The sequence below is a fragment of the Vibrio sp. 1F169 genome (assembly GCF_041439605.1).
Taxonomy (GTDB): Bacteria; Pseudomonadota; Gammaproteobacteria; order Enterobacterales; family Vibrionaceae; genus Vibrio; species Vibrio tasmaniensis_A.
In genome coordinates, this window is the sequence record NZ_JBGOOI010000014.1 from 13,055 (window position 1) to 27,255 (window position 14,201).

The 14,201-nt window shown below is 45.6% G+C and carries 14 protein-coding genes; 11 read left to right on the forward strand and 3 right to left on the reverse strand.

What is annotated here, in order from left to right; all coding sequences use genetic code 11:
• Positions 1-82: 82 nt before the first annotated feature.
• Together ACED53_RS08160 and ACED53_RS08165 are read left to right on the forward strand one after the other, a co-directional pair.
• Positions 83-1,528, forward strand: a complete 1,446-nt coding sequence (locus ACED53_RS08160; protein ID WP_017099684.1) for a TrkH family potassium uptake protein — start codon at positions 83-85, stop codon at positions 1,526-1,528.
• Positions 1,529-1,554: 26 nt separating this feature from the next.
• The gene (locus tag ACED53_RS08165; protein ID WP_009848100.1) at positions 1,555-2,109 is read left to right on the forward strand and encodes a DUF3157 family protein; all 555 of its coding nucleotides are present in this window, start codon (positions 1,555-1,557) and stop codon (positions 2,107-2,109) included.
• A 22-nt stretch (positions 2,110-2,131) separates the two neighbouring features.
• Here the strand turns inward: ACED53_RS08165 and ACED53_RS08170 are convergent, their stop codons facing one another.
• Positions 2,132-2,785 carry a hemolysin III family protein gene (locus ACED53_RS08170; RefSeq protein WP_004735763.1) on the reverse strand — a complete coding sequence of 218 codons (654 nt, stop codon included), beginning with the start codon at positions 2,783-2,785 and terminating at the stop codon, positions 2,132-2,134.
• 173 nt (positions 2,786-2,958) lie between these two features.
• Positions 2,959-3,750, reverse strand: coding sequence for a sporulation protein (locus ACED53_RS08175; RefSeq protein WP_009848102.1), 792 nt, complete (start codon positions 3,748-3,750; stop codon positions 2,959-2,961).
• 279 nt (positions 3,751-4,029) lie between these two features.
• Between ACED53_RS08175 and ACED53_RS08180 the strand changes: the two genes are divergently transcribed.
• The 6 genes from ACED53_RS08180 to ACED53_RS08205 all read left to right on the forward strand — a co-directional run bounded on the left by ACED53_RS08180 (position 4,030) and on the right by ACED53_RS08205 (position 9,144).
• Positions 4,030-4,197 carry a hypothetical protein gene (locus ACED53_RS08180; RefSeq protein WP_009848103.1) on the forward strand — a complete coding sequence of 56 codons (168 nt, stop codon included), beginning with the start codon at positions 4,030-4,032 and terminating at the stop codon, positions 4,195-4,197.
• A 131-nt stretch (positions 4,198-4,328) separates the two neighbouring features.
• The gene (locus ACED53_RS08185; protein WP_009848104.1) at positions 4,329-4,592 is read left to right on the forward strand and encodes a YihD family protein; all 264 of its coding nucleotides are present in this window, start codon (positions 4,329-4,331) and stop codon (positions 4,590-4,592) included.
• Positions 4,593-4,918: 326 nt separating this feature from the next.
• Entirely contained in the window at positions 4,919-6,337 is a 1,419-nt protein-coding gene (ccoG, locus tag ACED53_RS08190) for a cytochrome c oxidase accessory protein CcoG (RefSeq protein WP_009848106.1), read from the forward strand.
• Positions 6,338-6,411: 74 nt separating this feature from the next.
• Positions 6,412-7,398, forward strand: coding sequence for a serine/threonine protein kinase (locus tag ACED53_RS08195; RefSeq protein WP_029225329.1), 987 nt, complete (start codon positions 6,412-6,414; stop codon positions 7,396-7,398).
• A 53-nt stretch (positions 7,399-7,451) separates the two neighbouring features.
• A complete protein-coding gene (locus tag ACED53_RS08200) occupies positions 7,452-8,051 on the forward strand; it encodes a thiol:disulfide interchange protein DsbA/DsbL (protein ID WP_012605095.1) in 600 nt (199 codons plus the stop codon).
• Positions 8,052-8,190: 139 nt separating this feature from the next.
• Positions 8,191-9,144 (forward strand): DUF2860 domain-containing protein, encoded by a 954-nt coding sequence (locus ACED53_RS08205; RefSeq protein WP_017099682.1) that lies wholly within the window; start codon positions 8,191-8,193, stop codon positions 9,142-9,144.
• Between the two features lie 141 nt (positions 9,145-9,285).
• Here ACED53_RS08205 and ACED53_RS08210 read toward each other — a convergent pair whose 3' ends face one another.
• Positions 9,286-10,809: a YifB family Mg chelatase-like AAA ATPase gene (locus ACED53_RS08210; protein ID WP_017099681.1), complete on the reverse strand. Its 1,524-nt coding sequence runs from the start codon at positions 10,807-10,809 to the stop codon at positions 9,286-9,288.
• Between the two features lie 471 nt (positions 10,810-11,280).
• Here ACED53_RS08210 and ilvG point away from each other — a divergent pair, with 471 nt between their 5' ends.
• Genes ilvG through ACED53_RS08225 form a run of 3 tightly spaced genes read left to right on the forward strand, consistent with a single transcriptional unit; the run spans position 11,281 to position 14,194 of the window.
• Complete coding sequence (ilvG, locus tag ACED53_RS08215) at positions 11,281-12,927, forward strand: acetolactate synthase 2 catalytic subunit (RefSeq protein WP_017096608.1); 1,647 nt, start codon at positions 11,281-11,283, stop codon at positions 12,925-12,927.
• A 1-nt stretch (position 12,928) separates the two neighbouring features.
• On the forward strand, positions 12,929-13,213 hold the full coding sequence (gene ilvM, locus ACED53_RS08220) for an acetolactate synthase 2 small subunit (protein WP_009848112.1): 285 nt from the start codon (positions 12,929-12,931) through the stop codon (positions 13,211-13,213).
• A gap of 12 nt (positions 13,214-13,225) precedes the next feature.
• On the forward strand, positions 13,226-14,194 hold the full coding sequence (locus ACED53_RS08225; RefSeq protein ID WP_017099680.1) for a branched-chain amino acid transaminase: 969 nt from the start codon (positions 13,226-13,228) through the stop codon (positions 14,192-14,194).
• The last annotated feature ends 7 nt before the right edge of the window (positions 14,195-14,201 follow it).

Genomic DNA, 14,201 nt, shown 5'->3' on the forward strand with positions numbered 1-14,201 from the left:
CATCGTTCTCGCAACTTTCTTTTTGTGGGAACGACGCTCCGACACAAAGCTGTAATCAATTAAAGCTATGGTCTATTAAGCTATGGTCAACTTTCGTCCGATATTATTAGTAATAGGGTTAGTGTTATCAAAACTCGCCCTTTTCATGTACATCCCCACATTGGTTGCCTTCTTTACTGGCACCGGTGGTTTTCTCGAGTTTGGTCAATCGGTCGTGATCACGCACATTGTGGCGTTCATCTGCTTGAGTTTAGGCCGCTCCGCTAAGTTTCGATTGGGGGTGCGGGATATGTTCCTGATCACCTCTCTGGTCTGGACTATTGCCAGTGCCTTTGCTGCATTGCCGTTTGTCTTCATCAACCACATCAGCTTCACTGACGCCTATTTTGAAACCATGTCTGGTATCACCACAACAGGCTCAACCGTATTAAGCGGCTTAGACAGCATGGCACCAAGCATCCTATTGTGGCGTTCAATACTGCAATGGTTAGGTGGCATCGGCTTCATCGTTATGGCGGTAGCAGTTCTACCAATGCTCAACGTTGGTGGTATGCGCCTGTTCCAAACCGAATCATCCGATTGGTCAGATAAAAGTAGCCCACGAGCGAAAACAGTCGCGAAAAACATCGTGGCGGTTTATTTGGTTCTGACTGGCTTATGCATCATTAGCTATCTGTTTGCAGGCATGGGCATCTTCGATGCGATCAATCATGCCTTCACAACACTGTCGACGGGTGGTTACTCAACATCAGATGGCTCAATGAACCACTTCTCTAATAGTGCTCACTGGGTAGGAACACTGTTCATGTTCCTTGGCGGCCTGCCGTTCTTACTGTTTGTTAGCGCACTGCGAGGCAGAAAACTCTCAATACTCTACAAAGATGCGCAAGTCAGAGGCTTCACTTACCTATTCTTAGTCACCAGTGCCGTGATCTCCACATGGTTGGTCATGAGAGATGGCTACACAGTCATGGATGCGATGCGAGTTTCGATGTTCAACATCGTATCAGTCGTCACCACAACCGGTTTTGGCTTAGAAGACTTCACCGCGTGGGGTGCACTACCAACTACCTTGTTTGCATTCCTAATGATGGCGGGTGCTTGCTCGGGTTCAACCTCTGGCGGTATCAAAATCTTCCGCTTCCAGATCGCGATGACCATGCTCCACAAACAAATGATGAAGCTAATTCACCCATCGGGCGTGTTTGTTCAACGCTACAATCAGCGACCTGTGAATGACGACATTGTGCGTTCACTCGTCGCATTTGGTTTGATGTTCTTTATTACGATTATCTTAATTGCTGGTGGTTTGAGTGCGATGGGGTTAGACCCAATAACAAGCATCTCAGGCGCTATCACAGCCGTTGCCAACGTGGGCCCAGGCATGGGCAGCGTGATCGGTCCAACCGGGAACTTTGCTCCACTGCCAGACGCCGCTAAATGGTTGCTAAGTTTAGGCATGCTAATGGGACGACTCGAGATACTGACGCTCATTGTTCTATTTTTCCCAGCCTTTTGGCGACGCTAATTCCGCGAATATTTAAGGAAACACAGATGAAATCATACGTACTTCTCGCTAGCGCATTGCTCGCAAACTCAGTATTCGTAAGTTCTGCCTTTGCTGATCAAATGGTCACATTGTCTGATGGTAAGCAAGTGTTACTAAAAGACGATTTTACTTGGCAGTATGTGAGTAACGCATCATCGAATGCAGAGTCAGCATTGACGAGTATTCCTGTAGCCAAAAACACACGCGGTACCACAATCAAGATTGGAGACACCAAGCCAAGCTTGCAGCTTTCCAAATCAGGTGTGGACGTTTTGATTGGGGCAGGACTCTACGAGAATGAACAGCTAATCTTACCTATTTCAGTCACTAACCAAAGCACAGAAGCCGTCGTGCTAGTTACGCTAAATATCACTGTCTACTCACCAACGGGTGAGCTGCTGCATCAAGGCAGTATCAACACTTGGCAATCCATTAAGCGCCTTGCTGATACCTACCTTCGACCACAAACTTCGGCAGAAGGTAAATACTTAGCGATCGATGTTGATAAGTATCCTGAATATAAAATAGACGTGGAGATCACTGACGTTTCTACCCGTTAGGGGCATACCGGTTCAATCAAAACTAAACCGGTGTCACAAACAGATAGATAGCGAAGAAATGGCAAGCGCAGCCCGCCAATACAAACAAGTGCCAGATGGCATGGTTATAAGGGATGCGTTTTGCCACATAGAAAATCACACCCAGCGAGTAAATCACTCCGCCAACTGCCAGTAACACCAAACCACCTATATCGATATTCATCGCTAATTGATAAACAACTATCAAAGATAGCCAACCCATCGCTAGGTAAATGAACAGCGATAAACGCTTGAATCGATAAACGAAGGCTATCTTCATGATGATGCCCACTAGCGCAATCCCCCAGATCACCGCCATCAAGCCCATCGCTAATGGAGTTCTTAAGCCCACTAAGAGAAACGGCGTGTAACTGCCCGCAATCAACAAATAAATCGCACAGTGGTCAAGGGTTTTGAGTAAGCGCTTGGTTTTCTCAGTGGTGATAGAGTGGTACAACGTGGAGGCGAGAAAGAGCAGAATAATACTGCTGCCATACACAGCCATACTAGCAACAGTTAGCATGTCGGCTTGGTAATCAAACGCACGAATAAGCAGCAAGATCAGACCAACCACGCCGAGCACAACGCCCAAGCCATGGGTTATTGCATTAGCGCGTTCTTCGATGTCACTGTATTCGCTGGCTGATGATGCAGACATGAATATCCTACTAGAGTAAATGTTCGATTGACCCAGTATTGCACATTAAGCTTACACGTGTAAGCTTAAATTTTTATGACACCTTTTATGACATTAATGACGCCTGAAATATGTAATGAGGCTAAAAGATCCAAAACTAAATAACCAAAGAGTTAATTAAAGGGTTATAGGAACTAAGAGGCGTTATCTAGATATTCAAGTACCATCTTGCCAGCATCTTGTGGTGAGGTATCCAGTGGCACACTCAATTGACGCTGTAGCTTACCAACGCCTAGCAAGCTAGCTAACATGCCTTTTGCACCATCGCGATTCCTATCAATCTCGAACCACAACTTCAGCTCTGTTTCATCACGATGAGCCACCACTTCCAATTCACGCCAACGGCCATGATAAGGACCCGTCGTCGGCACAAACTCAAACTCTTGTACAAACGGCAGTTCAAAGCCTTTGACCGCTTCACATTCCACTTGACGAATACGCAGGCCTTGAGCTTCAAGCTCGTTAAAAATACCATCGAGCAGTGGGTCGGGACGAACCGTTAAGGTGTCTTTATCCGATGGGTCAATCGCCATCGCAATATCCAACCCGGTTTCCAGCCATACCTTTGAATCACCAATCGTAACCGGTGTGTTCAGTGGCACATCAAACTCACATTCAAAGTCACGGGTTTCACCCGGTTGAATCACAAAGGCATACGGCAAGCTCCATTTTGCCAGCGAGTATGTCTGGTGCATTCGGCGTTTATGACCGCCCTCTTGCCCTTGCGAGTTCGCGGTAACTTCTTTGACGTAGCGACAGCATAAGTTGAGATCAATGTTATCGATCTCCTGCGGCTGAGCACCTCCGTAGACATGTACAATAATGCTCGCCTTCTTACCTGGATAAAGCACTTCCTGTTGCAATACAGAATCCACCTTGGCAGATCCAATTCCAAAACTTGCTAACGTTTTCTTTAAGAACGACATATGCACCTCCTTTAAAACATCATCTTAAGCCTGAAAGAGGTTCAAACTCAAATATACTGCTCACACTATTTTAGCTCTAATATCGTTTAATTATCACTCAGGCGTCGATCGATAACTTAGATAGTGATAATCTAACCCTTGATATGCATATCATTATCCTGATTTATTTTTCGGATTGGCGAAAGCCAGACGAGTGACGCTTCAAGCAATTGAGGCGGAGCTCATGATAAATCAGGCCATTAGATTGGCAATGGATATGCCTGACCGTTAGGTAAATTAATGCGCCCAACAGCTGTCAGGTTCTCGCACACCAACCGTAGTGCGATGCGTCGTCGTAGTGGCTTTGTTGCTGCTCCAACGGCTAAGAAATTGGCTCCTACAATGACTCTCGTTGAGAAGGCTGCTTTATTAGCACCGACTGCAACAAAAGTAATTAAAGCCGCTTAACAAAAAGCGCAGTTTATACTGCGCTTTTTTCTTGCCCGCTCCCATCTTGAAATGTGTTTACACATTGGTATTCCCTACCCGATTTGATACCTTAGCCACAAATCATTATAAAATTTGTGGAGAAATAAAGTATGAAGTGCCACCGCATTGAAGAACTGCTTGAACTGATGGAGCCTGAGTGGCAGAAAGATCAAGAGCTTAACCTATTAGAGTTCATCATTAAGCTATCAAAAGAAGCGGGCTACCAAGGTAAGCTTGAAGAGCTAACTGACGATGTTCTTATCTACCATCTAAAAATGCGTAATAGCGAAAAAGATGAAATGATCCCAGGCCTTAAAAAAGACCAAGAAGATGATTTCAAAACCGCAATTCTAAAAGCGCGTGGCCTTCTTTAGTCGCCTATTTATTTAGGGCTCAATTGCCGTATAGATAAAACACTCAATGTTTAAAAGCGACCACTCGGTCGCTTTTTTGTTTCTGTTCGCTATTTTTTCGTCACAACTGTTATGACTTTTGTTGTTAAAGGTTGATAGCGTTAAAGAAATGAGAACAAGATTGTCGCTATAATCGCCATCCATAAGAATCTTCTAAAATAATAAGAGTGAGTGCGATACCAACAAATGCACCAAGCTCAATTTCTACAGGTTCTCTAAACCATACTTTCAAGTAATGTCGTCATGCTCGAGTTAACCGGGCAAACAAGCCACAAAAAGGATAGTCCATGAGTCAGGATAAAATCGATATCAAAGATGTGACTCCTAAAACCTTTAACCCAAAAACACATAAAGGTAATGGAGATCGATTTAACCCAAGTAACCGAATCTATGTTCGAGAAAGCAAAGGTAAATTCCAACAACTTCGTCGTTACGGAGGTTGGTTCTTACTTTTACTTTTTGCGCTTATCCCATGGATCCCATTTGGTGAACGACAAGCGATCTTGCTCGATATAGGTAGCCAGCAGTTCAACTTCTTTGGCACCACGCTATACCCACAAGATCTAACGCTACTCGCTATCCTCTTCATGATTGCGGCGTTTGGCTTGTTCTTCATAACCACCTTCTTAGGGCGAGTCTGGTGTGGCTACCTGTGTCCACAAACCGTCTGGACCTTCATGTACATCTGGTTCGAAGAGAAACTGGAGGGTGCTGCCAATAAGCGAAGAAAACAAGACTCGGGCAAACTGACGAGCAATTTAATTCTCAGAAAAACCATCAAACACATCGCATGGTGGGCGATTGCGATTGCGACGGGCTTAACCTTTGTCGGTTATTTCATCCCAATCAAAGAGCTGGTGGTTGGCTTCTTTACCTTTAACTCGACTTTTTGGCCTGTGTTTTGGGTATTGTTCTTTGCTGGGTGTACTTATGCGAATGCCGGATGGATGCGTTCTATTGTTTGTCTGCACATGTGTCCTTACGCGCGTTTCCAATCGGCAATGTTCGATAAAGATACCTTCATCGTGGGTTACGACACTGAACGAGGTGAAAGCCGCGGCCCTCGCTCTCGTAAAGCCGATCCAAAAGAACTTGGTCTAGGCGACTGTATTGACTGTAATTTATGCGTTCAAGTGTGCCCGACGGGTATCGATATTCGTGACGGTCTGCAATACGAGTGTATTAACTGTGGCGCGTGTATTGATGCTTGTGACAACACCATGGAACGTATGGGTTATGAGAAAGGTCTGATCAACTACACCACCGAACATAGGCTTGAGGGGCACTCAACCAAGGTGATGCGTCCTAAGCTCTTGGGCTATGGCGTAATACTGATCGTTATGTTGGGGCTGTTTTTCGCACAAATCGCGAGTGTTGATCCTGCAGGCTTAAGCGTTCTGCGCGATAGAAACCAACTATTTAGAATCAATAGCCAAGGGCTTGTCGAAAATACTTACAACTTGAAAGTCATCAACAAGACTCAGCAAGAGCAAGAGTACAAACTTGATGTCAGCGGGCTACCGGATTCTATCTGGTACGGTAAACAAAAGATTACCGTAGACCCAGGTGAGGTTTTAAACCTTCCTATCAGTTTGGGCGTCGATCCAGAAAAACTGAGCTCACCAGTTTCGACAATTCAGTTTATACTCTCGGATAATGAAGAGTTTACGATGAAAGTCGAAAGCCGCTTTATCAAAAAGCTCTGATACCAGTCACCTTAGTGCTAGGTATAACAACCCAATAAATGGAAAAAGGCTCAGTAATGAGCCTTTTTTATTCTATGACGATGCAAGCCTTTAACTTTGATAACCTGACTCCTGACTTCATGTGGTACGCACTGGAGAGTATTGGAGTCCGTGCTGAATCCGGGCTTCTCGCTCTCAACAGTTACGAAAATCGAGTGTATCAATTCACCGATGAAGACCGTAAACGCTACGTCGTTAAGTTTTATCGTCCGCAGCGCTGGAACAAAGCACAGATCCAAGAAGAACACGACTTCGCGTTAGAGCTAATCGAACAAGAGATGCCAGTCGCTCCACCCATACGAGTCAACGGCGCAACCTTGCATGAATATCAAGGCTACCTATTTGCCTTATTTGAAAGTGTTGGTGGCAGACAGTACGAAGTCGACAATCTAGACCAATTGGAAGGCGTTGGGCGTTTCCTTGGTCGTATTCATAAAGCCAGCGCGGGGAGAACATTCCAACATCGCCCAACCATCAGCTTAGATGAATACCTTTATCAACCACGTAAAATTCTAGAGAACTCTCAGTTTATCCCGACACACCTAGAGAACGCGTTCTTTAATGATGTCGACCTTCTGATCAAAGAGCTAGAGAGCCAGTGGCCAAGCAATATTGAAAATATCCGCCTGCATGGTGACTGCCACCCTGGCAATATCTTATGGCGTGACGGGCCAATGTTCGTCGATCTTGATGACGCACGTAACGGCCCTGCGATACAAGATTTGTGGATGCTGCTTAACGGCGAGCGTCAAGATAAGCTAATGCAACTGGATACTCTGCTAGAGAGCTATCAAGAATTTTGCGATTTTAATACCGCGCAACTGAAACTAATCGAACCACTACGCGGTCTACGTATGGTGCATTACATGGCATGGTTGGCGAAACGATGGAACGATCCTGCATTTCCTCTAGCCTTCCCATGGTTTAATGATCCAAAATATTGGGAGCAACAAGTACTTGCTTGTAAAGAGCAAATTGCTACCCTGCAAGAGCCACCACTTTCGTTAATGCCTCAGTGGTAACAGCAATCGCAACACAACTAGATAAAAATTCAAACATAATGGAGATTGGATAAATGAAAAAGCTATTCGCATTTTTCTCATTGATCATGTTGAGCCTTTCAGCTCACGCTGCGAAATTTAACGAAGGTGAACACTACAAAGTTCTCGATCTAGAAGCATCAAAAAAACCAATGGTGACAGAGTTCTTCTCTTTCTACTGCCCACACTGTAATAGCTTTGAACCAATCATCCAGCAGCTAAAACAACAGCTACCAAAAGACGCTAAGCTACAGAAGAACCATGTTTCATTCATGGGTGGCAACATGGGTCTGCCAATGAGCAAAGCTTACGCAACCATGATTGCCCTGAAAGTTGAAGACAAAATGGTGCCAGTGATGTTTAACCGCATCCACACCATGAACAAGCCACCACGCGATGAAGCAGAATTGCGTCAAATCTTCCTAGACGAAGGCGTTGATGCTAAGAAATTCGATGCGGCATACAACGGCTTTGCAGTCGACTCTATGGTTCGCCGCTTCGACAAAGCATTCAAAGACAGCGGTCTTTCTGGTGTTCCTGCGGTCGTCGTTAACAACCGCTACCTAGTAGACGCTCAAGGTATCAGCTCTCTCGATGAGTACTTCGAGCTCGTTAACTTCCTACTTAAGAAGTAACGTATTGATTAAAGGAAGCTTCGGCTTCCTTTTTTGCACTAGTTCAAAAATATTCATAGATAAACAATCATCCTGAAAACGTTGTGCTTTACTGATATTAATATCCAGTCCTAAGAACTGGTAGGCAAGGAGCCTTTGAATGAAAATAAAAATAACGCTTTTGGCACTGAGCATTGCAACCTCTCCTGCTTTTGCCAAGCTTGCAGACGAACAAGGTTTCAGTGGTGAAATTTCTATTAATACAGGGGTTACCTCTTCCACCTCAAACTTTAATACCGATGCAGATAGCACCATTTCGTCCATTAACCAGAAAGCCTCATCTGAGAGCTCATTTCTTATCGCTCCTTTGGGTAGTATTGCTTACACCTTTGGCGAAAAATTAAATCACCAGGTATACACAGGTACAACTCGTGATGACGTAGCAACAGGTACTGTGGTGCTTGAATTGGGTTATAAATACCAACTAGAGTCAGGCATGACCATCGACGCTTCACTTCTGCCGACTGTCATGTCTGGTGAGACTTGGGCCGATCCGTACAACACCACTTCAGGTCGCACCAAAACGGATGAAACAGGCAATGCCTTTCGTTTGAAACTAAGTAGCATTGCGGGCTCAGCTTTCTCGTTAGACATGGCCTACGCCACCAAAGATGTAGAAGATGATCGAGTTAGAGAAGAACTTCAGCGTGATGCCAATACTTTCTATCTGAAAGGTCAGTACCGTCAACCAATCAATCGCACCATGATGTTAGTACCATCATTGATTTACCAATCAAGTTCTGCCGATGGCAAAGCTGCCTCTTATGAACAGTTTGGCGGTGAAGTGAGTTTGTTTGGCGGTATGGGTCGTCACCAATACGCACTAACAGCGGGCTATAACCAACGCTCTTACGATGCAAGCAACCCTATCTACAGCAAGAAGCGCAGCGACGACAACATCAACCTATTTGCCGCGTATGAATATGATCAATTCATGGACTGGGAAAACTGGTCGTTTGTTTCACTTGCGGGCTACGGCACCAGCGACTCGAACATTACCTTCTACGATGAATCACAATACATCGTCTCAGTCGGCCTGAACTACAAGTTCTAGTTAGGCATCACTGATCGCTAATAACCATTAGTTCATAACAATTGGTTCATAACAACGAAAGCCTACGTAAAAAGCAGGCTTTCTTGTTTCTATACCAATCACAGTAAATAAATGACCCGTTGTTTACTAGGATTGGTATGACTACACCGCTTGAGCCGTAAGTTGCTTCAAAAATCGATCCATCGCTCGGTAACCAAGCGCTTCCGATAAATGCTTCTTTTCAATCTGTTCGTTACCGTCTAGGTCTGCAATGGTTCGCGCTACCTTAATAATGCGATGATAAGCACGAATTGATAAACCTAATCGATGCAGAGCCGTTTCCAGAAATTCTGCATCCTCACGCCTCAATGGGCAGTACTTTTCAATTTCTCGGCTACCTAACAGTGCGTTCGACTTATGGTTTCGAGATAACATCAACTGACGCGCTTGTTTAACTCGTTGCTTCACGACTTGAGTGGTTTCACCACGGTCACCTCCTTCGGCTAACATCCCTTTGGGCAATAGAGGGATCTCTAACGACATATCAAATCGATCCAATAACGGCCCTGATAGTCGATTGAGGTAACGCAGGATAATTTGCGGGTTCGCTCGAGCTTGATTGCCCTCATAATAACCTGTTGGGCTTGGGTTAAGTGCACCAACTAATTGAAAGCGAGCAGGGAAACGTGTCTTGCCTGCCACGCGTGAAATAATGATCTCACCTGACTCTAGTGGCTCTCGTAGTGAATCAAGTACCTTACGCTCAAACTCTGGCATCTCATCAAGAAACAATAAGCCATTATGTGCTAAAGAGATCTCACCGGGGCGAGGTATCGAGCCACCACCGACCAATGCTGCCATCGAACTCGAATGGTGTGGAGAACGGAAAGGTCGTTGTTTCCAGTTGTATTGATTGATTTCTTGTTGCGTTAAAGAAGCCACCGAAGCGGTTTCCATCGCCTCGTCGTCACTCATCTCAGGTAACAAATCGCGCAATCGAGACGCCAACATGGTTTTTCCAGTTCCGGGCGGGCCGAGAAAAAGAAGGTTATGGTTGCCCGCTGCGGCGATCTCCAGTGCTCGCTTACCTTGTTGCTGGCCAATAATATCTTGTAGGTCACGATTATCAGACACATCGACATGATGATGCTCGGTTCGATATAAACCAAGCTGAGCCTGGCCACACATATCAGCGCAAACCTCCAACAAGGTTTGTGCAGATTTATGCGCTCCCTTGCCAACTAAGGCCGCCTGATCACCGTTATGGTGCGGAACCACCAAGCATCGCTCAACACTATCCGCCGCTAATGTTGCTGGTAGCACTCCTTTGACTGAACGCAGCTCTCCCGATAACGCCAACTCACCGATAAATTCATGTTGAACTATTTTTGATGTAGGAAGCTGATCTGACGCCACCAAAATCCCAAGCGCAATTGGCAGATCGAAACGTCCTCCCTCTTTGGGTAAATCTGCAGGTGCAAGGTTGACCGTGATTCTTTTCGATGGAAATTCAAAGCGAGAATTGATGATGGCACTCCTTACTCGATCTTTAGATTCCTTGACCGTCGTTTCAGGTAGACCCACCAGCGTAAAACCGGGCATTCCGTTGCTAATATGCACTTCCACAGTCACTTCTGGTGCCTCTACACCCACACTAGCTCGGCTATGAATTATTGCGAGTCCCATAACTTTCCTTTGTCTTTGATTTAAAAGTATTCACTCTGGATATTCATTGCTCACCAAAGCCATAAGGTTGTTATATAGCGTGGTGGAATGGTGTTTTAATGTGAAAAAAGAATGACATTTTCCTTGTCATGCAGCAGATTTGTGTGATAACACTAGAGATGTAGACATTTACTTAAGACAATAAACGAGAAAACTCGAACTTTATGACATTTAACGCTCGCATTTACGCACTGATTAACCTGATTATCGTAGTCATTATTGAGACTGCGCGGGGGCGAGTGGGAAAAAAGTAACCACGAATTAGAAAAAACCCCCGCACTGAAAAGTCCGGGGGTTTTTTCTAATTTAGACATTCGATTTTATATTTTGAAACATTTTCGGCTTTGCCGATTTACAGGAAGAATGGGAGCACAAGATGTGCAGAGACAATGGAAACAATTACCAAAACAAAGGTAATACGGAGGAATTACGATGAAAGGCGCAGAACTGGTCGTATCCGCACTCAAGCAACAAGGCATTGAGACCGTATTTGGTTACCCTGGCGGTGCCATCATGCCAATCTACGATGCACTCTATGACGGCGGGGTTGAACATATCCTATGTCGCCATGAGCAAGGCGCTGCAATGGCCGCTATCGGTATGGCTCGAGCAACGCAAGACGTCGCTGTTTGTATGGCAACCTCAGGCCCGGGTGCAACTAACCTAGTCACAGGTCTTGCTGATGCTTTTATGGATTCCATCCCACTCGTAGCGATCACTGGTCAAGTTGCTAGTTCCCACATTGGTACCGATGCATTCCAAGAAATGGATGTGATTGGTATGTCTCTGTCATGTACTAAACACAGCTACCTTGTTACCGATATTGAAGATCTTGCGCCGACATTGGCTGAAGCATTTATCGTTGCAAAAGCAGGGCGTCCCGGTCCGGTTATTGTCGATATCGCTAAAGATGTTCAACTAGCAGAGTCCCCTGTAAAAATTCTTCCTGAATTTACACCACCCGCAATTCCTGTAGTGACAACGGATGCTATTGAGCAAGCTCAGTACTTCTTGTCTCAAGCGACTCGTCCTGTTTTATACGTAGGTGGTGGCGTTCAACTGGCGAAAGCAACCGATGCTGTTCGTGAGTTTTTACGTCTAAACCCAATGCCTGCAGTAAGCACACTAAAAGGCTTAGGCACCATTGAACGTGACGACCCACACTACTTGGGTATGCTGGGTATGCACGGCACCAAAGCCGCTAACCTAGTGGTTCAAGAAAGTGACCTGTTGATTGTTGTTGGCGCTCGTTTTGATGACCGAGTAACCGGCAAGCTCGACACCTTTGCACCGCACGCTAAAGTTATCCATATTGATATCGATGCGGCAGAGTTCAGTAAACTACGTCTTGCCGATGCACCAATTCGTGGTGACATCAACAAGATCATGCCTCAACTGGAGCTAAGCCAAGACATCTCTTCTTGGGTTCATCACTCCGAAGGCCTTCGTAGCTCATTCAAATGGCGTTACGACCACCCTGGCGACCTTATCTTCGCACCTCTGTTGTTGAAACAACTGTCAGACATGATGCCTGCGAGTTCTATGGTTTCGACCGATGTTGGCCAACATCAGATGTGGGCAGCTCAACACATTCAGCCACGCGATCCACAAAACTTCATCACTTCAGCGGGCTTAGGCACTATGGGCTTTGGCCTACCTGCAGCCATGGGTGCATCGGTTGGTCGTCCTAATGACCAATCTATACTTATCTCTGGTGACGGCTCGTTCATGATGAACATTCAAGAGCTTGGTACGCTGAAGCGTCGCCAAATCCCAGTAAAAATGGTGCTGCTTAACAACTCGCGCTTAGGCATGGTTCGCCAATGGCAATCGCTGTTCTTTGATGGCCGACACAGTGAAACCATCTTGGATGACAACCCGGATTTCGTCATGCTAGCGAAAGCATTTGATATCCCGGGCAAAACCATCACGCGTAAAGAAGAAGTAGAACCAGCACTGAAAGAGATGCTAGAGAGCAAAACCGCTTACCTACTTCATGTTCTTATCGATGAAGAAGAGAACGTATGGCCACTAGTACCGCCAGGTGCTTCAAACAGTGAGATGTTGGAGAACACATAACATGAAAAGATACCTATTAGACATCAAAGCCGATGATAAGCCTGTACTACTAGAGCGTGTTCTTCGTGTTATCCGCCACCGTGGCTTTATTGTTAAGCAAGTAGCTGGCACTCAAAACCACGAAAGCAAAGTGGCGAGTGTTGAGATCATTGTCGACAGTGAGCGTCCGATCTCTTTCTTGGTAAACCAAATCGAAAAGCTGTGGGATGTGCGTACCGTTGACGTTATCTCGATAAGCCGTAATGAATTGCCAAACAACAACTTACAACAAAAGATAAACGCATAAGGAACCGCTAACATGACAGCTAAAACAGCAGACTATATTTGGTTTAACGGTGAAATGGTTCCTTGGGCAGAGGCAAACGTTCACGTCCTGACTCACGCAATGCACTACGGTACTTCGGTGTTTGAAGGTGTTCGTTGTTACAACACGCCAAAGGGTCCGGTTATCTTCCGTCACCCAGAGCATGCAAGACGCCTAAAAGACTCAGCGAAAATCTACCGCTTCCCAATTCCTTACACAGAGGAAGAAATTATGGAAGCAACTCGCGAAACGCTACGCCAAAATAAGCTACAGTCTGCGTACATCCGCCCTCTAGGTTTCGTTGGTAACGTTGGTTTGGGTGTCTGCCCGCCAGAAAACACTGAGATGGATCTGATCATCGCTGCTTTCCCTTGGGGTTCTTACCTAGGCGAAGAAGCGCTAGAAAATGGCGTAGATGCGATGATATCAAGCTGGAATCGTGCAGCGCCAAATACCATCCCAACCGCAGCAAAAGCCGGTGGTAACTACCTATCTTCACTACTGGTTGGTGGTGAAGCTCGTCGTCATGGTTACGATGAAGGTATCGCACTGAGCGTCGATGGTTACCTTTCAGAAGGTGCGGGCGAGAACATCTTCGTGGTTCGTAATGGCGTGCTATCAACACCACCAGCAACCAGCGCAATTCTGCCGGGTATTACTCGTGATTCGATCATGACACTAGCAAAAGACATGGGTTACGAAATCCGTGAAGAGAACATTGCTCGTGAAGCCCTGTACCTTGCAGACGAAGTCTTCATGACAGGCACAGCTGCAGAGATCGTTCCGGTTCGCAGCGTAGACAAAATTACAGTAGGTGAAGGCAAACGCGGTCCTATCACTGAAAAAGTTCAAGCAGCTTACTTTGGTTTATTCAATGGCACCACTGAAGATAAGTGGGGCTGGTTAGATTATGTTTACCCAGCAGACCACGCGTCAGAAAACCAAACACAAACAACTAAGTAAGCAACAG